Here is a 20,937-nt window from a genome sequence, read left to right as displayed (position 1 = left end):
TTTCACACATGGTCGATGGTAGCACATTCCCACTGGTTTGTCAAGTCTCACCGGGGCAGAGGCAAAATCAGCACCAAAGCTGCACGCAACGCAGTTTCCCGCCCAAACCTTCTAACAGACACTGTCCCCGCATAATAAGTGTAAAACTTCAGCGAAATTTTCTCTCACTTTCTTGACACATCCAGCCATTTATGGCATCATCAGTTTATAGGCAGGAATAATCTGTTAATATTCCATTCCATGGAATTTATATATGATCTGCCCGCAAAACAAACGAAAAACAACCTCAAGAAAAGGAGGATTCCTATGGATTTTCTGACATTAACCATCGGAAAACAAAAAAACATCGCCCTGATCGCCCATGACAGCAAAAAGCATGAAATGATCGACTGGTGCGAAGCAAACAAAGAAATCTTAAAGGGACACTTTCTCTGCGGCACAGGAACAACCGCCAGAATGATCACCGAAGCCACCGGTCTCCCGGTCAAAGGCTACAACAGCGGTCCTCTCGGAGGAGACCAGCAGATCGGCGCAAAAATCGTCGAAGGGCGCATCGATTTCGTCGTATTCTTCTCCGATCCCCTCACAGCCCAGCCACATGACCCGGACGTAAAAGCTCTCCTCCGCATCGCCCAGGTCTACGATATCCCGATCGCCAACAACCGCGCGACCGCCGACTTCATGATCACCTCCCCACTCATGAACGAAGAATATGATCACCAGATCATCAACTTCCACCAGAACATCAAGGAGCGGGCAAGCAAACTGTAGAACTCAAAATGTAAAACCAATCGATGCAAACTAAATTCTACAAAACCTAGAAAGGCATGGAAACACGTTCACAACGTTTCCATGCCTTTCGAACCCTCTGCATTTATCATCTCACGCCAACCAACAGCGGTGAGCTTCCGGGCAGGGGCGCATGATCCGGGGAGCTGGTTCCTCTTGGCCCGCGGGTGACTGCGTTGGACAAGCGATAACACTTGTCTGAGCGCAGCGAGTTGTGTCACAGTACGCAGGCCTTCCTGCCTGCGCACTGTGACAGGATTTTGCCGATGCTTCGCATTCCGAATCGGCAAAATCCGCGACCGCTACTGTATCATACGGAATTTTCAGTTCAGAAAATTCCTATATAAAAGGCGCTGGCTACCTCCACTCGTCCGCCCTTAGCAGTCTCACGCAGGCCTAGTGGAACCCTCCCCGCATCCCCAGCGCCCCTGCCCGGAAGCTCACCGCGTCCCTCTCGCCAATCAATCCCCCATCAACTCTTTCTCCAGAAGCTCCATCTGGCTCTCCCCATACACCTTCAACCCATACCCGGCCAACACCGCCGCCGTCTTCCCCATTCCCTCACGCAGCTTATGCGAAAAACTCCCATCATAAACCCCATTCGATCCGCAGGACGGACTTCTATCCTTCAGGATCGCGATCTCACATCCATACTTCTTCGCTGTCTGCAATGCCGCATCCGCACCGAGAAGAAACTCTCCCGTCACATCCTCGCCCTCCGTATTGATCACCGCCTCATCCGGCATATGGATCTCGGAAGCCGCACGCGGAGTCGGAAGACCGCCCAGCTGTTCCGGACAGACCGGATGGAACTCGGCCTTTCCCTCCATCTTTTTCATAAACTCAAGCACACCCTGATTCCGATTGTTCGTCCCATCCCACTTGCAGTTCTCACCGATGAGACAGGCACTGATAAGAATATGTATCATAATTCTCCCTCTTTCATAGACCAGCTCGCGCAAACCGCAAATCCAGCTCTTTCACGCTCGCTCGATCATCTGCCAATGCAGGCCATCTGTTCGAAAAAAGCAGGACCGCCCCACAAATCAACCTGCGGAAGCGATCCTGCTTTCTCTTTCTATTTTCAGAGATCACGCTGCGTCTTCGCAATCCCCTCTTCACTTGTATCTCAATTCGTTCCGGATCAGATTACATCTGGCTCTTCTTGCTGATCATTGCTCTCTTTCTGAGAGTCGGATCGAGGATCTTCTTTCTGATACGAAGACTCGTCGGTGTGATCTCAAGAAGCTCGTCGGTATCGATGAAGTCTAAGCACTGCTCCAGGCTCATGATCTTCGGCGGAACAAGCTTTAATGCCTCGTCCGCGCTGGAGGAACGTGTATTTGTCAGCTTCTTTGTCTTGCAGACGTTGATCTCGATATCCTCTGCCTTCGGGCTCTGTCCGACGACCATACCGGAGTAAACCTTTACACCAGGTCCGATGAACAGAGTACCTCTCTCCTGAGCGTTGAACAGACCGTAAGTGATGGACTCACCAGCCTCGAATGCGATCAGGGAACCCGTCTTTCTGTAGCTTAACTCACCCTTGAACGGAGCATATCCGTCAAAGCTTGTATTTAAGATACCGTTACCCTTTGTATCTGTCATAAACTCACCGCGGTAACCGATGAGACCTCTGGACGGGATGGAGAACTCAAGCCTTGTGTAGCCGCCGTTTGTCGGGCTCATTCCCTGAAGTTCGCCCTTTCTGCTCGTGAGCTTCTGGATGACAGCTCCGGTAAACTCATCCGGAACATCCACATAAGCAAGCTCCATCGGCTCTAACTTTCTGTTTCTCTCATCGTATTTGTAGATAACCTCTGCCTTGCTGACAGCGAACTCAAAGCCCTCACGGCGCATGTTCTCGATCAGGACGGACAGATGGAGCTCACCACGTCCGGAAACCTTGAAGCAGTCTGCGGACTCTGTCTCCTCGACACGAAGGCTGACGTCTGTGTTTAACTCACGGAACAGACGGTCGCGGAGGTGACGGGAAGTGATGAACTTACCTTCCTGACCTGCGAGCGGGCTGTCGTTTACCATGAAGTTCATGGAGATCGTCGGCTCGGAGATCTTCTGGAACGGGATCGCCTCCGGCTTCTCCGGGGAGCAGAGGGTATCACCGATGTGGATATCCGGGATACCAGAGATCGCAACGATCTCACCGATCGTCGCACTCTGTACTTCAACTCTCTTTAAGCCATCGAATACATAGAGCTTACCGATCTTTACTTTCTTCATCTTGTCCGGATCATGATGGTTTACGATCACGCAGTCCTGATTTAACTTTAAGGAACCGCTGTCGATCTTACCGATACCGATACGGCCAACGAACTCGTTGTAGTCGATCGTGCTGATCAGGACCTGGGTCTCAGCATCCGGATCACCTTCCGGCTCCGGGATATAGTCGATGATGGTCTCGAATAACGGACTCATGTCCACTTCCGGATCATCTAATTCTTTCTTTGCAAAACCTGCACGGGCGGACGCATATACGAACGGGCAGTCGAGCTGCTCATCGGATGCATCGAGGTCCATGAATAACTCCAGTGTCTCATCGATGACTGCCTCCGGTCTTGCCTCCGGGCGGTCGATCTTGTTGATGCAGACGATAACTCTTAAGTCAAGGTCAAGTGCCTTCTGGAGAACGAACTTTGTCTGCGGCATCGGTCCCTCAAATGCATCGACAACGAGAACAACACCGTCTACCATCTTAAGGACACGCTCAACCTCACCGCCGAAGTCCGCATGGCCTGGGGTGTCGATGATGTTGATCTTTACTCCTTTGTAGAATACAGCCGTATTCTTGGAGAGGATAGTGATTCCCCTCTCTCTCTCGATGTCATTGGAGTCCATGACACGCTCTTCTACTTCCTGGTTTGCGCGGAATACGCCGCTCTGCTTTAATAACTGGTCTACCAGGGTCGTTTTACCGTGGTCAACGTGGGCGATGATCGCAATGTTTCTGATATCTTCGCGTTTGATCTTCATAATCAATCCTCTTTCTTCATCTATAACTGTCCGCACACCGATCATTTTCCGACCCGTTTTGCACAGTCATCTTATCTTGTATCTGTTACATTTCCTGATTTTTGCGTTACCGACTCAAAATTATAGCATTCATGAAATCAAAATGCAATACAAAATCATCCAAAATTCGGGGTGAATTCGCCATTCTTTGTGTTTATTTCTGAGCAATTTGCGGTTAGACATCTCTTACTCTCTGGAGAGCGCCTCTGTTTCCGCCTGAGAAAACAGGCTGCTAAAGAGCCGAAGTCTGCCTATGTTCAGACTGTGTGCCTCCTACGGCATGCGAGCGCGAAAGTCTACACCGTACAGATTGCCGCCCTCTATCTTCTCTTCTGCCATTTCCGTGGGAAATCAGCCCTCAGCCTCTTATGTCCTGGTGCTGATGGCTGGTCTAGAAAAGGATCACTTCCTTATTAAGTGTGCCGTACCACACCTCGTCGCCCTTTTCGATCTTCGCGCTGCCGCTCGTTCCTTCCGTGATCTTCTTTTCCAGACCGTCGTAAGCAGCAACCGGGACGAGAACGGAGAATTCCACCTTATCTGTATACACGCTGTCGAGCACCGTCATGTTTTCCTGCCCGAGAATATACTGGATCTTTCCGACTCCCGTGTAATCGGTCACGATTTTCATCTCAAAGGCGCGCTTCTTCTCCACGATCTCGGAGGCCGCAAGTCCTTCCTTCACCGCACCCGAATAAGCCCGTACAAGTCCTCCGGTCCCGAGCAGTGTTCCGCCGAAATACCTGGTCACCACAACGCAGACATTGTGGACATCCTCGCCGAGGAGCACATCGAGCATCGGGCGTCCCGCTGTCTGGGCAGGCTCCCCGTCATCGCTGCACCTGGTCAGTTCGTGGTTCATCCCGATTGTAAACGCCTGGCAGTTGTGGCGGGCATCCCAGTATTTCTTCTTCATCTCCGCGATAAATGCCGTCGCCTCCTCCTCGGACTCCACCGGCTTTAAGTTCGCGATAAAGCAGGATTTCTTCACCTCAGTCTCCGCCGTTCCGCCTTTATACAAAATTTTTACGCTGTCAGCAGCCATATCTTATCTCCTTTTTCAAAAGTCAGCTCAGCCATTCCCTGCTTCCTGTTTTCATTTGCATATGACAGAAAATTTCCGCCGAAATGTACAAATGCAACCAATCCAACGGTGTATTTTTCTATGTTCCCTGTATATAGCTGAGTGTCGTTTCTGAATTCCACATCATGGAAAGTCGCCCATGATATTTATCTTTTTGTCATATTTTTGACGAATCCGACCACAAAATGTAATTTTTCCTTCATATTTCCCCACTTTGCGGTCAAAAATATCATAATACAAACCAAACTTTTCCACAATAACTATTTATAAATGAAAGAAACTTTGCTATAATTAGGGAATGACAAAGGAGGCATCCTGAATGAATTATGGAAAAAACGAGGTGGAAAAGACACTCTGCAAAACAAATTCCAGGGCTCAGAAGATTACCTCACATCTGGTACTTCTTCTCACAAAGATCATCCTGATCCTTGTCCTGTTTGCGGCGGTGCTTGGGATCAGCTTCGGCTACGGGATCTTCAAGGGCGTGATCGATGCGGCCCCGGAGATTGATGTGGCGAGCATCGAACCAAGCGGTTATGCCACCATGGTCTATGACAGTAAGGGAAACCTCACGGAAACGCTCGTAAAATCCGGAGCGAACCGTCTTGAGGCATCCTACGAGGAACTTCCCCAGTGCCTGATCGACGCCTTCGTTGCGATCGAGGATTCCAGGTTCTGGTCCCACAAGGGTGTTGACGTCCGTTCGATGGTCCGTGCGGCCGTCGGGATCATCACCGGCGACTCCAGTGCCGGCGGCGGAAGTACCCTGACCCAGCAGCTCATCAAAAACAATATCTTTGAAGGCGGAAATGAGGACACCTTCGGAGAAAAGCTTGAGCGAAAGATCCAGGAGCAGTATCTGGCGATCCAGTTAGAGAAGATCATGGATAAAAAGATCATCCTCAAAAACTATTTAAACACGATCAACCTTGGAAACAACACCCTGGGCGTAAAGGCGGCGGCTCTCCGCTACTTTGACAAGGACGTCTCGGAGCTCACGCTCTCAGAGGCAACGGTCATCGCCGGTATCACCCAGAACCCGTCGAGATTCAACCCGCTCTCCGAAAACGGAAGAAAGCGCAACGAGGAAAAACGCCGCGTCATCCTCCAGTACATGTACGAGCAGGGAAAGATCACGAAGGACGAACAGGAAGAGGCTCTCGCCGATGACGTTTACTCCCGCATCAAAAACGTGGATATCGTCACAAAGGAGACCCAGACTCCGTACTCCTACTTTACCGACGAGCTGATCGACCAGGTGTTAAAAGCATTGCAGGACAAAAAAGGCTACACGGAGACACAGGCCTACAATCTCCTCTTCTCCGGCGGTCTTGAGATCCACACCACCCAGGATCCTGATATCCAGTCCGTTGTGGATACGGAGATCAGCAATCCTGAAAACTATGACGTGGTCTACTACTCGATCGACTATCGGCTGTCGATCCAGCACGCAGACCAGACAACAACGAACTATTCTGATGAGACTTTAAAGACATATTTCCGCAAGGATCTCGGAGAATCTAACTTTGACGGCCTGTTCACCTCGAAAGAAAAGGCGGATGAGGCGATCGAGAAATACCGGACGGCGATGACAAAGGAAGGCGATACGATTCTCGGTGAATCCGTACACTACGTACTCCAGCCGCAGGCGTCCTTCGTCCTCATTGACCAGTCCAACGGCTATGTAAAAGCCCTGAGCGGCGGCCGCGGGCAGAAAGAAGTCAGCCGTTCCTTAAACCGTGCGACAAACACGCTCCGCCAGCCTGGATCTACTTTCAAGGTCATCACATCCTTCGCTCCGGCGATCGATACATGCGGAGCTACCCTCGGAAGTGTCTATTATGATGCTCCGTACACGATGGGAACAAAGACATTCCGGAACTGGTACAGCAGCAAAGGCTATATGGGCTACAGTACGATCCGTGACGGTATCGTCTACTCCATGAATATCGTTGCCGTGCGCTGTATGATCGAGACTGTGACACCTCAGCTCGGCGTGGAATACGCGAGAAACCTCGGGATCACCTCCCTGACGGACAGCGATTACAACGCCTCTACCGCTCTCGGCGGTATTACAAAAGGTGTTTCCAACCTGGAGCTGACGGACGCGTTCGCTGCGATCGCAAACGGCGGTATCTACACGAAGCCGGTCTTCTTCACCCAGATCCTGGACCACAGCGGAAAAGTTCTTCTGGAGAATGAGCCGGAGACAAAACGTGTTCTCAAGGATTCCACCGCATTCCTTCTCACGGATGCGATGGCACAGTCGATGGAGAGCAGCCGCATGTTCGCCTCCTCCGGAGTCAGCTTAAACTCCACCAGTGCGGTGGCTAATATCCCGGGGATGTCCAATGCCGGTAAATCCGGTACGACAACGAGCAACAACGATATCTGGTTCGTCGGATTTACCCCGTATTACACGGCGGGAATCTGGTCCGGATGTGATGATAACCAGAAGATCTCCGCGATCGGAAGCAGCACTTCCTACCACAAGAAGATCTGGAAAAAGATCATGACAACAATCCACGAAGGACTTGCAGATACCGGTTTCCCGGTTCCGTCTTCCGTCACGACTGCCCAGATCTGCCGGAAATCCGGAAAACTCGCGATCCCAGGCGTCTGCGATCATGACCCGAGAGGAAGCGCCGTCTACACGGAATATTTCGCAAAGGGGACAGTTCCCACCGAGGTCTGCGATCATCACGTCCAGCTGACCGTCTGCAGTGAATCCGGCGGTCTTGCGACCGAATACTGTCCGGAAAAGACCACGAGAACCTTCATGGTGATCCCGGAAGGTGAGTCCGGCGGAACGGATGATTCAAAGTACCGCTCACCTGGAACCTGCACGATCCACGGATCGTCTTCCGTTGTAGTCCCGAGCGATGAGACGTCTGATGAAAACAGCTCCTCTCAGGCTGAGACCACGCAGGAAACGGTTCCCGAGACCACAAAGGCAGCGCCGAAATCGCCGCTTGACCAGGTATATATCCCGAGAGGTCCCGGATACGAATAAAATCCATAGGAAATACGCCATACAGAAATTCCTGCATGGCGTATTTTTATGAGCATATATCCGGTTTTCCTGTATACAAAAAAGAGTCTGAGACGTTGCATAAAAGTAAGCTCTTTTCCATTAAGAAAAATCCCCCGGCATTTTCCATACCGGGGGATTTTTCTTAATTTACGCGAAGCGTGTTTTCATTTACATCATGGCATTTTCTGTAAATTCTGACTGTGATCCGCTCGCTTTATTCTGCTTTTCTCTTCTTCATCTCTTCGATCATCACCGGAAGAACCTTTGTGACATCTCCGACAATTCCGACATCGGCCACATCAAAGATGGATGCGTCCTCATCTTTATTGATCGCTACGATATATCCGGAACCGATCATACCGGATACGTGCTGGGTCGCACCGGAGACTCCGCATGCGATGTAGAGCTTCGGAGCGACGATCTTGCCGGACTGTCCGACCTGGTGGGCTCTGGATACCCAGCCCTCCTCGATCGCCGGTCTTGTAGCGCCTACAACGCCTCCAAGTACCTCTGCAAGCTGTTCCACAAGAGCAAAATTATCCTTGCTTCCCATTCCTCTTCCGCCGGATACGATGACCTGGGCTTCCTCGAGGTTGACGCTCTCAGCGATCTCCTTTACAGTCTCAACGACCTTTGTGCGGACATCCTCTGCTGTCACATCCTCATCTGCAACCTCTCCGCTCCTGCTCTCATCCAGATTCTTTGCGAAGGATCCGGAACGGACAGTCGCGATATGCGGAAGGTTCTCTCCCATCTTCATGTCGTTTAATACATTTCCGTTGTAGGAAAGTGTTGTGTAAACACCGTCTGCAGTGATCCCTGTCACATCCGTCGCACAGCCGGACTCAAACGCTGCCGCAACTGCCGGAGCGATCATCTTTCCTTCCGGTGTTCCTGCCATGTAGAGAGCCTTCGGCTGATATTTTTCCACAAGCTTTGTAAGGATCTCTGCTTTCTCTGCTGCCTGAAGCTCATTGCTTCCTGCTGTGAGGACTTTTGCCGCTCCTGCTGCGATCACAGGCTTTGTATCGGTATCTTTCCCGAATACGACTGCGAGGACTTCCTCTCCTGTTGCTTTCGCAAGCTCTGCTGCCTTGCTGACTGTCTCGAGTGCAGCTCCGATCGCAGCGCCGTCTGCGCTCTGGACGCAGACCATGATATTCTTTCCATCTGTATATTTCATTTTTTCATTTCCTTCCACGACTAGATTGCTGCAGTTCATGAACATTTCTGCCATGAACTGCATTCAGACCGGCAAATCAGGCAGTCTTAGAGCGCCTTTGCCTCATCCATCATGGCAAGTGCCTGGTGCACTGCCTCCTCCGGATCTTCCACCTTGATCTTTGTTCCTGCAGCTCTCTTTGCCGGCTCATAGACCTTGAGGACCGTTACCTGAGCCTCTGCCTTTTCTGCCGCTGCGAGCTCCTCGATCGGTTTCTTTCTCGCTGCCATCTTGCTCTTGATCGTCGGATAGCGCGGGTCATACTCCGGCTTATTGACGGTCACAACGCACGGAAGAACGGACTCGATCATGCGGTAACCTTCCTCAGTCTCCTGTTTTGCTGTCACTTTGCCCTCGCCGGCTGTGATATCAACGATGTCAGCAGTTACCGGAACGTCAAGCTCCTTTGCGAGGATCGTTCCAACCTGTCCGGATGCAAAGTCTGTAGTCTCCTTGCCGCAGAATACGATGTCAAATTTCTTTCCTGTCTTCTCCTCGATCTCTGCTTTTGCGGCCTGAAGTTCTTTTGCGATGACCTCCGGATCCGCATTCTGATATGCGTCATCTGCTGCCAGATATGCATAGTCAGCGCCGACTGCCAGACAGTTCTTTAAAGAGTTCTTAACGCTCTCATCACCGATAGAAAGAACTGTGACCTCTCCTCCTGCTGCCTCTTTTAAGCGGACTGCCATCTCCAGTGCATATGTATCAAATGCGTTTACGACCGGTGTCACACCGTCGAGCGCCGGTGCGCCTGTCTTCGGATCCAGAGCGATCTCTACGGAATCGTCCGGAACCTGTTTTACACAAACTAAAATTTCCATGTTATCCTCCAAACTTATTCGCAGCTGTTCAGTCCCCTCACAGGTATTACGGTCAGCGCAGCAAGTGCGCAGACCTGCTGAACAGTTCCCTTATTTCATTATTTATTTCCCGATCACATTATTTGCAACAACGATCCTCTGTACCTCGTTGGTGCCCTCAAAGATCTGGAAGATCTTCGCATCTCTTAAGAGCTTCTCGACCGGGTATTCTCTGCTGTAGCCGTAACCGCCGAACATCTGGATCGCCTCGGAAGCAACTTCCATCGCAATGTCGGATGCGTAGCATTTCGCGATCGCGGATTCCTTGCTGTACGGAAGTCCCATATCCATCTTTGTCAGGGCATGTGCGACCATCTGACGGGCAGTCTCGGTCTTGATCTCCATATCGGCTACCTTAAACTGTAATGCCTGGTTCTTGATGATCGGTTTGCCGAACTGGATCCTCTCTTTGCCGTATGCGACAGCCTCATTGATGCCTCTCTGTGCAATACCGGTCGCCACGCAGCCCATCCATGCACGCGCCTGGTCGAGCGTCTTCATTGCGATGCCAAAGCCCTTTCCTTCCTCACCGATGAGGTTCGCTGCCGGGATCCTGCAGTCTTCCAGAACAACATCGCAGGTGTTGGAAGTACGGATTCCCATCTTGTTCTCCTCATGGCCGGTGGAGAGACCCGGAGTCCCTGCATCGATCAGGAACATGGAGATTCCCTTTACGCCTTTGGACTTATCTGTCATCGCCGTTACACAGTAGAAGGAAGCGACGCCGCCGTTTGTGATGAAGCACTTTCTTCCGTTTAATACATACTCATCGCCGTCTTTGACTGCGGTCGTCTTGCCTGCACTGGCATCGGAACCTGCACCCGGCTCTGTTAAGCAGAATGCACCGAAACCGCCGTCGAGAACGAGGTCGCAGACATGCTGTTTCTGCTCTTCATTTCCTGCGATCAGAACCGGCTTCATTCCAAGGCCGCTCGCAGAGATCGTGGTCGCAAATCCGGCATCTGCGATCGCCATCTGCTCGATGAGTGCTGCTACATCCACACGGGAAAGTCCCGGTCCGCCGTACTCTTCCGGAACCTCGAGAGCCTGATATCCCTGCTCGATCGCTTTCTCATAAATTGCCTTCGGCCATTCGCCGGAAACATCGTATTCTTTGCACTGTTCAACAACTTCTTTGTCACAGAAATTTTTTACATCCTGCAGGAGATCCTGCGCTTCTTCAGAAATTAAATATGCCATAATCGATTTCCTTTCGTGTCTCTTTTTGTTTGACCGGTGCGTGGGAGCACACCGGCCGGCAGTTATTTGACAAATATGGTGTACGGCGGCTGCCAAATGGGGAGGAAAGCGGCTGCCGCCGGGGGAATCATAAACGGATCGTTATGCCTCTTCCTTCGGGTCATAACAGATCTTGCCCGGATTTAAGATCATCTTCGGGTCGAAGGTCTCCTTGATACCGCGCATCAGGCGCATGTTGACCGGACCGGCAAACTCTGCGAGGTAGCCTTTCTTTCCGAAGCCGATCCCGTGCTCACCGGAGATCAGGCCGCCGAGTTCTGCTGCCTTCTTGTAGATGTCTGCCATAAACTCGGAAACTTCTTTCTTGAAGGTCTCCTCATCCAGATCGTTCGCGCAGGTGTAGATATGTAAGTTGCCGTCTCCTGCATGTCCGAAGCTCTTGACTGCGAAATCATATTTCTCGGAAACACCTTTGACATATGTCAGATATTTTGCGATCTGGTTGACCGGAACAACAACGTCGCACTCGTCGAGGAGTTTTGTCTCCGCCTCGATCGCCTCGAGGAAGGAGCTTCTCGCTGCCCATGCATCTTTCTTCTTTGCAGGTGTGTCCGCAACGAGAACATCGACTGCTCCCGCGTCAAGAACAATTTCAGCAACCTGCTCGGTGAGCTCTTCCAGCTGGTCCATGCTGTCACCATCGAATGTCACAAGAAGGTAAGCACCGATGTCAACACCTTCGACCTGCTTCGGGAATACGCTCTTTCCGAGATAACGCTCGGAAGCGAGGACGATCTCTTTCTCCATGAACTCCACTGCCTGCGGCTGGAAATGATTCATGAAGAACTTCGGAACGGTCGCGATACAGTCTTCCAGGTTCTCATACGGGATGATCAGGCTGATCGTCTCCTTCGGAGCCGGGATGAGTTTTAAGGTGAGCTCGGTGATGATGCCGAGTGTTCCCTCAGAACCGATCATCAGGTTCAGCAGGCTGTAGCCGGTACTTGTCTTGGAGACCGTCGCGCCCATTTTTACGATCTCACCTGTCGGAAGGACAACCGTCATCGCGCGCACGTAATCTCTTGTGCATCCATATTTTACTGCGCGCATGCCGCCTGCATTTGTGGAAACATTGCCGCCGAGTGTTGCGAATTTTTCACCCGGATCCGGCGGATATAAGAGTCCCTGTTTCTGTGCGTCTTCCGCGAGGTCGTTTAACAGAACGCCCGGCTCTACGCGGACAACAAAGTTTTCAAGGTCATATCCGAGGATCTTGTTCATCTTGGTCATGTCGATCATGACGCCGCCATCAACAGCAACCGCCGCTCCGGTAAGACCGGTTCCTGCTCCTCTCGGGATCACCGGGATGGAGTTCTCATAACAGACTTTCACGATCGCTGCAATGTCCTCTGTGGTTGTCGCCTCGATCACAACCTCCGGGATTCCCTTTCCGTAGATCGGCATCTCATCATGAAAATAGTCGCTGTTGATCTCCTCACCTGCGTATACTTTTCCCGGAACGATCGCTTTGAACTGTTCCAGGATCTCAGGCGTCACCTGATTGTACTTCTTTGCTTCCATGTTTGTTTCTCCTCTTCTCATATCCTAAATTTTCAGTCATTCCGTATTGCTGTCTTTCTATTTTTTCGTGTTTCTCACGATCACGGATACCCCGTCCGGGATCACGGTGATCCCCGCATCCGTTTTGCCAAGGTACGCATCCGCCATCCGGATCGCTTTCTCCACACTTTCCGCGTAATCCATCTGCATATCCCGCACCATGGATTCCGGTGCACCGGTCACCATGATCACCTTGTGTTTTAAAAGGATCCTGCACAGGATCTGTGCTTCCCACTGATCCGGGATCGTCTTCTCCATCGGTGTGTCGAGAAACTGCTTCATAATCTCATTTTTGTCTCTTCCGCCTGCAAAGGTGTCATAGAGAGACTGACCGCCGTGACCCTGTCCGCACTCTGCGACCATGATGATCACTCCGCCCGGATTGCAGGTGGCCTCCGCAGCCGTCATTCCCTTTACCGACTGGTAAATGTTCTGGTCGAGCGGGTAACCTCCGTTTGTGGAGATCACGATGTCTGCCGGGATCGCGTCAACTCCGGAAAGTTTATCGACGAAGCGGCATCCTTCTCTGTGTGCCTGATCGAAGTCCCCGGCATACGCCCGGATGACTTTCTTGTTCTCATCGAGGACCACATTGACGATGAAGGCAAGCTTCAGGGTCTTTGCCGCAAATACCATATCTTTGTGGATCGGATTTCCATCAAGGATTCCCGTTCTTGCATTCGGACTATCGATAAATTTGGAGCAGTGGTTTGCCATGACCGTCTCCGCACTGGAAACTCCCGGAAGAATGCTCTTTCGCCCTCCGGAAAATCCGGCAAAGAAATGCGGTTCGATAAAGCCCTCCGAGATCAGAAGATCCGCCTCCGCAGCGATCCGGTTGACCTTTAAGATCCCGCCGGACGGGAGAACTCCCATCTCCTTCATCTCCTCTTTGTTGTGGCTTTTATGTACCACAAAGCGGATATCGTCGCGGTCCAGATATTCCTCACCGAACTTATCTGCCAGCTCCTCTCTCGTGGTCTCCCTGTGGAAACCTGTCGCGATCAGAACTGTTAATTTCGCATTCGGATTGCCTTCCTTGATCTCCTTTAACATTTCCGGAAAAATCACTTTGCTCGGGACCGGTCTCGTGTGGTCACTTGCGATCAGGACGATGTTGTCTTTTCCCTTCGCAAGTTCTCTCAGACGAGGTGATCCGATCGGGTGCTCCATCGCATCCCTCACGATCTCGCGCTCCTGTTTCTCTGCATGGTATCCATGCGCTCCGGAAACCAGGATCCCCCGCAGCCGCTCGTCCGGAATACAGACCGTCTTGTTCTCTCTTCCGTACGGAAGTGTGATGTTTGCCATATTCCCCTCCAGTCTGACATGAAATGTCGTTTCCTGTCTTTCCTGTCCTTTTCCTGCTATCTTTTTGATCATATCGATCATCGTTTTTTATTGGTAGTACCAATCATATTGCTTTTAAAACAATGTGAACATTTGTTTTTACTATGCGCACATTGTTGTTTCTTTGCCTCTTATTGGTAGAACCAATTAGTCTTAAAAAATAACTGCTCTCATAAGCAGTGTATTTTTTCTGATACAAGGATAGCGCTGTCTTGTATTTTTGTCAAGACATTTTGTTTTTCTTTGCATGAATTTCGCACAGATTGTCTGATTTTTGTCAATCTCAGGAAGTCTGCTCCTCTTTTCTTTCTCCGTGCTCTGCAGGCCGGATCTCTTTCCAGTTCCTCTGAATCGTTTACGATTCCTGATTCCGGTTCTCTCCTGCTCCTTACATATACTGATAAATATAATGAAAATGGAGTTTCAGTCCCTCTCGTGCCTTCTCGATATTTCCTTCCGCAAAACCTTCCGCCAGCGTCCGGTGCGCACGGCTCAAAAACTGTTCGCTGTGCATTCCTTCGATAATCTTTCCGCGCATCTTCGGGATATACTCATCCATGATCTTATTGAGTGCTTTATAGTTCGCGATCATGCAGAGATTCCCGCCCGCCTCGATCAGAAGATAGTGGATCGCCTTGTCCCAGCGGACACGCTCCTCCTCCGTCTCAGCATTCTCCAGGTTTTCCAGATATGTCATCATTTTTTCGCGCTGCTCCGCGGTTGCCTGACGGACCCCGCTCTCAAGCGCTCCCCATTCCAGGGTGGACCGGAATTCCGTGATCTTATCCACATCGATCTTTTTTAAGATGAACATGAATGAGAGCATCTCCGCGAGGATCTCATCAAAATTTCCGGAGACATAATTCCCGGCTCCCTGCTGGCTCTCCAGGACTCCCATGTTCTCCAGGATCCGGAGTCCTTCTCTTGCAGAGTTGCGGCTGATCTCCAGTTTCTGGGCGAGCTCCCGCTCCGGAAGAAGTTTTTCTCCCGCCTGGATCTCTCCGCTTCCGATCCCTTTCTTTACATATTCAATGACTTTTTCATAGGATTTCTCCATCGTTTCTGATCCTTTCCCCAAATCATTTCCTGTCCGGAACCGTCATGCCTTTCACGCTCCGCATTCCGAATCGGCAAAATCCGCGACCCCATTGGTATCATACGGAATTTTCAGTTCAGAAAATTCCTACCCGCTAAAAGTAACGGAATTTTTCCTCTTCAGGATAGAAAAAAGGAATGTGCCATGGCACATTCGTATGTCCTTCGCAGCCGCCGGCAACTCCTTTCGGATACATGATAATTGAAAGCTGCAGCCGGTATCATGTACCGGCTGTAGTCTTTCACGCCTTTCCGTTATTACGCTTCCATTGCCTTTTTGATCGCATCAAATAATTCGTCATATGTCTCATATGCCGCAAGCTCCGGGTGATCCTTTTTGATCTGCTCCGTGCTGCGGAATAAGAATCCCGCCTTGCTCGCTTCGATCATTCCGAGGTCATTGTAGCTGTCGCCGCTCGCGATCGTCTCAAATCCGATCGACTGGAGCGCCTTTACCGTCGTATACTTCGACTTCTCGATCCGCATTTTAAACCCTGTGATCGTTCCGTCCGGGGCAACCTCCAGAGAGTTGCAGAAGATCGTCGGCCAGCCGAGTTTTTTCATCAGCGGCTTTGCAAACTGCGTGAAGGTGTCACTGATGATGATAACCTGTCCCATCTCACGAAGCTTGTCCAAAAACTCTTTCGCGCCCGGGAGCGGGTCGATCTTTGCGATCGTCTCCTGGATCTCCTTCAGACCAAGACCGTGTTCCTTTAAAATTCCAAGTCTCCAGTTCATCAATTTATCATAATCCGGCTCATCTCTCGTCGTTTTCTTAAGCTCCGGGATCCCGCTCTCCTCCGCGAATGCGATCCAGATCTCCGGCACGAGAACTCCTTCCAGGTCAAGACACACGATATCCATAATCAGTTCCTCCTCATTGATCGTACTTCTATGTCGCAATGCAGATATTATACCATCATCCACTGTAAAAATCCAGAACTGCTTTCTGATCGTGTCCACAGAATTTCACCCGGAATTTCATTGTGCACCGAATTTTTCTCCTGCATGTACCCGAAGGCACCACACTCAAACTCACTGCCTATTCCTGTCCCTGCAAACCGGCGACTGTTTTCAGATATTCATACATCACCCGCGCCCCGTCACAGATACTTGAAATTTCTGTGTGCTCGGATGGGTTATGGGAAATTCCGCCACGACACGGGATGAATACCATGCCGGTGTCGCAGATATCTGCAAAAGACATGGAATCATGGCCGGCACCGCTCGGCATTCTCCGGCTCGAGATCCCGAGCTTCTTTGCCGCCTGTTCCAGGCCGTCTTCCACCTCGGAGCTCATCCTGATCGGCGGGATGCTGTTGATCTTTTCCGCCACATACTCAACGCCGCGCTTTTTGCAGCTTTCCCGCACAGCGGCCTTGAAATTCCGTTCCATGCAGTTTAAGCTGTCCTGATCGATCCCGCGCATGTCCACGCCGATCTCTACACGTCCCGGGATCACATTTAAAACGTTCGGATAATTCTGGATCACGCCGACGGTCGCAACGGACTGGTACGCAGATTCCTGCTTTCCGATCTTTTCTAACTCCAGGATAATCTCCGCCGCCGTACACAGCGCGTCACTCCTCATGTCCATCGGCGTCGCTCCGGAATGTTCCGCCATTCCTCTCAAATACACCCGGTACCGGATCGGTCCCGCGACCGTGCCGACGATCCCGACCTCCGTCTGATATTCCTCGAGGACCTTTCCCTGCTCGATATGGAGTTCCAGATAACGCCCCACACCGGATATCTGTTTCGGATGAAGGTTCAGACCGCGGCTGGCAAAGATCTGCTCCAGAGTCTCCCCGTTTTTCGCAGTCAGATGTCCGATATCCTGCTTGTAGACTTCCTTCGTGATCAGTCCGCTTCCGATCGTACAGCAGCCGAAATTGCTCGACTCCTCACAGCGGAATGCACCGACTCGCAGCGGGATCCGGAGACCGTCCTCCTTCGCCCACTTCATCACCATAAGTCCCGCGATCACACCCGCGACGCCGTCATAGCGGCCGCCGTCGATTACGGAATCGAGATGCGAACCGATCAGCGTATACCCCATCTCATCCGTATTGGCCACATAAGTATTTCCGACCTCATCCGTATGGATCGATCCGCCGAGTTCCCTGCCGAGTCCTTTGAAGACCTCATGCATCGCGTCCTCCGTCTCCGTATAGCCAAGTCTTGTCACACCTCCCTGCGGCGTGCTCCCGATCTCATAAAAACTCTGAAACAGTCTTTCACAGTACTGAATATCCTTGGGTTTATGCTTCATATGCGCTTCCTCCTGCGTATGCTCATGTTTATCGTAACTGTCCGCCTGTTCTCCTTCAGGAAACAGATTTCCAGTATGTTTTTTCTGATAATATCATTATAAACGCAAAATACTCAGAATCATATGTGTATTACGACAAAAAAAGAGGATTGTTTTTGGCGTTACAGACAAACAACGCCTTCCACCCGGATCATGGTTTTCCGTTTTTCATTTTCAGGGAATCAAAGTCATGTAAACCAAGAAAGAACCCTGCATTCTATACTGCTATACCCCCGCTCCCAGCTTCCACGCCAGTACCGCCATATAGATCATAAAATTGTCCTCCGGTTTCTTAAGATCCAGCCCCGTGAGCGCCTGGATCCGCCCCAGGCGGTATTTCACGGTATTCTTATGTGCATGGAGAAGTTCCGCTGCCTGATCGAGGTTTCCGGAACAGCTAAAATAAGTTGCAAGTGTATCGAGGAACTCCTGACTCTCCACAGGTTTTAAGATTTCTTCAAATGTTTTTCCCTTTCCGGACTCAAAAAACTCCTGAAGCGCACAGAATGCCCGGACTTTTTCATACTGACAGACACTCGTCTCCGGCCAGAGCTTTCTCTGGACCCGGATCGCCTGAAACGCATCGCTGTATGTATCCCGGATCCCGGTAAGACCTCTCCGGACCGATCCGGCCGCACAGACGATCCGGTCCGCCCCGGCATCCCAGAGTTCCCGGATCTTCTCCTCCGTAAACAGATCCGCAAGGACCGTCCTGACCTTGTCCTCCGTCTCTCCCTCTGCCAGGAGAAGATATCCCTTCTTTAACGGGATCCGGATACACTCCGTGATCTCCGTTCTCTCCCTAAAGAGTCCAAGAACCGCTCTGGCAAGAAAACGGATCCCCTTCCAATCCTGCTCGTCCGGCACGACCATCTTCCTAAAATTGATCACGACCGCCGCAAACCAGTCATGCTCCACATCCATCCCAAAAAGTCTCCCGCGCTCCGCCATCAGGACCCTGTCACTGTAATTCTCGTATAGAATATCCTTCACATACTTCTCCAGGATCGCCGAATTTCCTTCCTCCTCAAAGATCAGGTTCATCACGTTCACGATAATATCAATATAAGGAAGAGCTTCCGGCAACTCCAGGATCGGCAGCCCCACTTCATCCGCCTCTTCCCGCACACGATCTGAGATACACGCCACATACGGCCCCGTCTTCACCGCGATACAACAGCAAATGTCCGCGACCTCCCGGATCAGCGCACACTGCTCCTCCTCTCTCTTCCTCACAGAATAAAAACTCGTGATCAGAAAATCATTCCCCTTCAACCACTGCCTGATCTCCGGAACCTCCATCACCGTCACATGCTCCACTTTCCCAGAAAGCCCCGCTTCCCCTGCAAGGACACGCACTCCCCGCATGACCGGAAGCTTCAAAACATCACTCACCTTCGCCATAAACGATCCTGTCTCCTCCTGTCAGTCATCCCACACCATATCCATACGATAGACTCCCCACATACAGCATCCCCTCCATGAGCCATCCATCTTCCTCCGCTCCGGCAACACTGACCAGTATTCTCATAATGTATGATTATAACGTGTATTCGCAAAAGATTCCATGTATTTTTACATGCCGCCATCACTCTTTATCCCCTGGAGAAGAAACATCCTTTACTGTGCAAAATCATCTATCATACCTCCTCATCTCCCCACATTCCAAACATCCGCGCCTTTTTGCCCTTCCAGGGCAAAAACAGCCCACCCATGCCAATACACAGCGGCGGGGAGACTCCGGGCACGGACCGCCTGATTCCGGAATCCACCAAGCGTCCGCGCCCGGAGTCTCCCCGCCGCGTACCCCCCTATTCCTTCATCCCCGGCCGAAACACGATCGCCCCCAGATACCCAAACACCAGCGCCCCGCTGATCCCGACCGCACTCGCCGTAAATCCTCCCTTAAAGACTCCCAGCACACCATCCTCGCTCATCGCCTTCACAACGCCTTTCCACAGCGTATTCCCAAACCCTAAAAGCGGAACCGTCGCTCCGGCCCCCGCCCACTCTGCAAACGGCTCATAAACGCCAAGGAATCCCAGAACACTCCCGCTGACCACCAGCAACACCATGATTCTCCCCGGCATCATCTTTGTCTTTTCCATCAGGATCTGCACCAGCATGCAGATCAATCCACCGACCACAAACGCTTTTATATATTCCATAGTGGCACCTTCTCCTGATATAATTCTCTAATATAAAAATCTCCAGCAGTTATTTTCAACCTCATAGCTACTACTGCGCGCAGTGAACACTACCTTCAGCCGCACAGCCACCGGCACAAGCTACGACACCTCCAGCACCACCGCATGCGCGATCCCCGGCACACTCTTCCCCTCATTAAAACTCACCGTCGAAAGCAGCGCTCCCGTAGGCAGAAACAGCACCCGCTTCCACTCCCCGCTCCGGATCTTCGGCAGAATATATCCGCACAATACCGCAGCCGAACACCCGCAGCCGCTTCCTCCGGCGTGGGTATCCTGCTCCTCCGGTGAAAACATCTCAATCCCGCAGTCCATATATCGGCTCTCGATCCGGTATCCCGCCTGCATGAGATAATCGAGAAGAAGTCTCCTTCCGACAGTCCCGAGATCACCGGTGATGATCTGATCATAATGCGTCTCATCCACCCCGAGATCCCGGAAATTCCTGACGATCGTATCGAGCGCCGCCATCGCCATCGCCGCGCCCATGTTCATGGAATCATGAAAATCCATGTCCACGATCTTTCCGGTCGTCACCGCCGTGATCTTCGCAAGCGGCGGCTCCTCTCCCCGATAACTCCCGGAAGATAGGATCACCGCACCGCAGCCTGTCACCGTCCATGTCGCCGAATACGGCCGCTGATTCCCATACTCCAACGGAAACCGGAACTGCTTTTCCGCCGAGGCAAAATGGCTGGACGCGCTCACGAGCACATGGTCTGCGAATCCGCCCTCCACGCACATGGCACCCAGCCCCAGTCCTTCTCCCATCGTGGAACAGGCCCCGTAAAGTCCGAACATCGGGATCTCCAGATTCACATTCCCGAACGACGTCGCAATGAGCTGAGCCAGAAGATCGCCCGCAAACGAGTACCGGATCTCCTCCCTGGAAAGCCCGCTCTTTTCGATCACAAGCCCCGCAGTCCTGCTCTGAAGCTCGCTCTCCGCCTCCTCCCACGTTTTCTTCCCCAGCATGGGATCCAGCTCCACCCGGTCAAAACATGTCCCCAACGGCCCGTCCCCCTCCTTCTTTCCCACGGTTGAAGCTGCGGCGGTAATCACTGGCGGAGTTTCAAATACAATGCTCGCCCGACCCCGCTGTTTTTTTCCTTCTCCTGTTTTTCCTTTCATT

17 protein-coding genes and 1 other annotated feature (1 of these 18 only partly in view) are annotated in these 20,937 nt (G+C 51.5%); of the genes, 2 read left to right on the top strand and 15 right to left on the bottom strand.

The annotated features are described in order from the left end of the window. Positions 1-5 (bottom strand) — a binding site (T-box leader); it reaches 222 nt to the left of the window's first position. 301 nt (positions 6-306) lie between these two features. After that, on the top strand, positions 307-771 hold the full coding sequence (locus ACI3EW_RS07110) for a methylglyoxal synthase (RefSeq protein WP_118531692.1): 465 nt from the start codon (positions 307-309) through the stop codon (positions 769-771). A 479-nt stretch (positions 772-1,250) separates the two neighbouring features. On the opposite strand, the gene ACI3EW_RS07105 is transcribed toward ACI3EW_RS07110, so the two are convergent. From ACI3EW_RS07105 to ACI3EW_RS07090, 4 genes are all read right to left on the bottom strand, one after another. Beyond that, positions 1,251-1,718: a 2-thiouracil desulfurase family protein gene (locus tag ACI3EW_RS07105; protein WP_118531694.1), complete on the bottom strand. Its 468-nt coding sequence runs from the start codon at positions 1,716-1,718 to the stop codon at positions 1,251-1,253. Between the two features lie 220 nt (positions 1,719-1,938). After that, positions 1,939-3,780, bottom strand: a complete 1,842-nt coding sequence (gene typA, locus ACI3EW_RS07100; RefSeq protein WP_118531696.1) for a translational GTPase TypA — start codon at positions 3,778-3,780, stop codon at positions 1,939-1,941. Between the two features lie 430 nt (positions 3,781-4,210). Continuing rightward, the gene (locus ACI3EW_RS07095; RefSeq protein ID WP_118531698.1) at positions 4,211-4,864 is read right to left on the bottom strand and encodes a YigZ family protein; all 654 of its coding nucleotides are present in this window, start codon (positions 4,862-4,864) and stop codon (positions 4,211-4,213) included. After that, the gene (locus ACI3EW_RS07090; protein ID WP_215702813.1) at positions 4,846-5,025 is read right to left on the bottom strand and encodes a hypothetical protein; all 180 of its coding nucleotides are present in this window, start codon (positions 5,023-5,025) and stop codon (positions 4,846-4,848) included. Before ACI3EW_RS07090 ends, ACI3EW_RS07095 begins: the two co-directional genes overlap by 19 nt. 197 nt (positions 5,026-5,222) lie before the next feature. On the opposite strand from ACI3EW_RS07090, the gene ACI3EW_RS07085 reads away from it, so the two are divergent. Beyond that, complete coding sequence (locus tag ACI3EW_RS07085) at positions 5,223-7,916, top strand: transglycosylase domain-containing protein (RefSeq protein WP_118531700.1); 2,694 nt, start codon at positions 5,223-5,225, stop codon at positions 7,914-7,916. A 235-nt stretch (positions 7,917-8,151) separates the two neighbouring features. On the opposite strand, the gene ACI3EW_RS07080 is transcribed toward ACI3EW_RS07085, so the two are convergent. The 11 genes from ACI3EW_RS07080 to ACI3EW_RS07030 all read right to left on the bottom strand — a co-directional run bounded on the left by ACI3EW_RS07080 (position 8,152) and on the right by ACI3EW_RS07030 (position 20,936). Then, complete coding sequence (locus ACI3EW_RS07080; RefSeq protein WP_118531702.1) at positions 8,152-9,120, bottom strand: electron transfer flavoprotein subunit alpha/FixB family protein; 969 nt, start codon at positions 9,118-9,120, stop codon at positions 8,152-8,154. Between the two features lie 86 nt (positions 9,121-9,206). After that, entirely contained in the window at positions 9,207-9,983 is a 777-nt protein-coding gene (locus tag ACI3EW_RS07075; RefSeq protein ID WP_118531704.1) for an electron transfer flavoprotein subunit beta/FixA family protein, read from the bottom strand. A 102-nt stretch (positions 9,984-10,085) separates the two neighbouring features. Then, on the bottom strand, positions 10,086-11,222 hold the full coding sequence (locus ACI3EW_RS07070; RefSeq protein WP_118296809.1) for an acyl-CoA dehydrogenase family protein: 1,137 nt from the start codon (positions 11,220-11,222) through the stop codon (positions 10,086-10,088). A gap of 141 nt (positions 11,223-11,363) precedes the next feature. Further along, entirely contained in the window at positions 11,364-12,803 is a 1,440-nt protein-coding gene (locus ACI3EW_RS07065) for an FAD-binding oxidoreductase (protein ID WP_118531706.1), read from the bottom strand. Positions 12,804-12,860: 57 nt separating this feature from the next. Next, positions 12,861-14,153 (bottom strand): nickel-dependent lactate racemase, encoded by a 1,293-nt coding sequence (larA, locus tag ACI3EW_RS07060; RefSeq protein ID WP_118531912.1) that lies wholly within the window; start codon positions 14,151-14,153, stop codon positions 12,861-12,863. A 427-nt stretch (positions 14,154-14,580) separates the two neighbouring features. Beyond that, entirely contained in the window at positions 14,581-15,249 is a 669-nt protein-coding gene (locus ACI3EW_RS07055; protein WP_118531914.1) for a FadR/GntR family transcriptional regulator, read from the bottom strand. A 296-nt stretch (positions 15,250-15,545) separates the two neighbouring features. After that, positions 15,546-16,151 carry a bifunctional phosphoserine phosphatase/homoserine phosphotransferase ThrH gene (thrH, locus tag ACI3EW_RS07050; protein ID WP_118513444.1) on the bottom strand — a complete coding sequence of 202 codons (606 nt, stop codon included), beginning with the start codon at positions 16,149-16,151 and terminating at the stop codon, positions 15,546-15,548. Positions 16,152-16,329: 178 nt separating this feature from the next. Further along, complete coding sequence (locus tag ACI3EW_RS07045) at positions 16,330-17,559, bottom strand: hydantoinase/carbamoylase family amidase (protein WP_118531708.1); 1,230 nt, start codon at positions 17,557-17,559, stop codon at positions 16,330-16,332. 264 nt (positions 17,560-17,823) lie between these two features. Next, positions 17,824-19,002, bottom strand: coding sequence for a PucR family transcriptional regulator (locus ACI3EW_RS07040; protein WP_118531710.1), 1,179 nt, complete (start codon positions 19,000-19,002; stop codon positions 17,824-17,826). 407 nt (positions 19,003-19,409) lie between these two features. Beyond that, complete coding sequence (locus ACI3EW_RS07035; protein WP_118320933.1) at positions 19,410-19,766, bottom strand: SpoVA/SpoVAEb family sporulation membrane protein; 357 nt, start codon at positions 19,764-19,766, stop codon at positions 19,410-19,412. A 120-nt stretch (positions 19,767-19,886) separates the two neighbouring features. Continuing rightward, a complete protein-coding gene (locus ACI3EW_RS07030) occupies positions 19,887-20,936 on the bottom strand; it encodes a stage V sporulation protein AD (protein WP_118531712.1) in 1,050 nt (349 codons plus the stop codon). Position 20,937: the final 1 nt, after the last annotated feature.

This window comes from Pilosibacter rotomagensis (genome assembly GCF_045062245.2).
Taxonomy (GTDB): Bacteria; Bacillota; Clostridia; order Lachnospirales; family Lachnospiraceae; genus Pilosibacter.
This window is presented reverse-complemented; position numbering and strand designations above follow the sequence as displayed.

Excerpts from the sequence above, each read along its gene's own strand:
- ACI3EW_RS07110 (WP_118531692.1), top strand. The coding sequence starts at position 307 with ATGGATTTTCTGACATTAACCATCGGAAAACAAAAAAACATCGCCCTG.
- ACI3EW_RS07105 (WP_118531694.1), bottom strand. The coding sequence starts at position 1,718 with ATGATACATATTCTTATCAGTGCCTGTCTCATCGGTGAGAACTGCAAG.
- typA (WP_118531696.1), bottom strand. The coding sequence starts at position 3,780 with ATGAAGATCAAACGCGAAGATATCAGAAACATTGCGATCATCGCCCAC.
- ACI3EW_RS07095 (WP_118531698.1), bottom strand. The coding sequence starts at position 4,864 with ATGGCTGCTGACAGCGTAAAAATTTTGTATAAAGGCGGAACGGCGGAG.
- ACI3EW_RS07085 (WP_118531700.1), top strand. The coding sequence starts at position 5,223 with ATGAATTATGGAAAAAACGAGGTGGAAAAGACACTCTGCAAAACAAAT.
- ACI3EW_RS07080 (WP_118531702.1), bottom strand. The coding sequence starts at position 9,120 with ATGAAATATACAGATGGAAAGAATATCATGGTCTGCGTCCAGAGCGCA.
- ACI3EW_RS07075 (WP_118531704.1), bottom strand. The coding sequence starts at position 9,983 with ATGGAAATTTTAGTTTGTGTAAAACAGGTTCCGGACGATTCCGTAGAG.
- ACI3EW_RS07070 (WP_118296809.1), bottom strand. The coding sequence starts at position 11,222 with ATGGCATATTTAATTTCTGAAGAAGCGCAGGATCTCCTGCAGGATGTA.
- ACI3EW_RS07065 (WP_118531706.1), bottom strand. The coding sequence starts at position 12,803 with ATGGAAGCAAAGAAGTACAATCAGGTGACGCCTGAGATCCTGGAACAG.
- larA (WP_118531912.1), bottom strand. The coding sequence starts at position 14,153 with ATGGCAAACATCACACTTCCGTACGGAAGAGAGAACAAGACGGTCTGT.
- ACI3EW_RS07055 (WP_118531914.1), bottom strand. The coding sequence starts at position 15,249 with ATGGAGAAATCCTATGAAAAAGTCATTGAATATGTAAAGAAAGGGATC.
- thrH (WP_118513444.1), bottom strand. The coding sequence starts at position 16,151 with ATGGATATCGTGTGTCTTGACCTGGAAGGAGTTCTCGTGCCGGAGATC.
- ACI3EW_RS07045 (WP_118531708.1), bottom strand. The coding sequence starts at position 17,559 with ATGAAGCATAAACCCAAGGATATTCAGTACTGTGAAAGACTGTTTCAG.
- ACI3EW_RS07040 (WP_118531710.1), bottom strand. The coding sequence starts at position 19,002 with ATGGCGAAGGTGAGTGATGTTTTGAAGCTTCCGGTCATGCGGGGAGTG.
- ACI3EW_RS07035 (WP_118320933.1), bottom strand. The coding sequence starts at position 19,766 with ATGGAATATATAAAAGCGTTTGTGGTCGGTGGATTGATCTGCATGCTG.
- ACI3EW_RS07030 (WP_118531712.1), bottom strand. The coding sequence starts at position 20,936 with ATGAAAGGAAAAACAGGAGAAGGAAAAAAACAGCGGGGTCGGGCGAGC.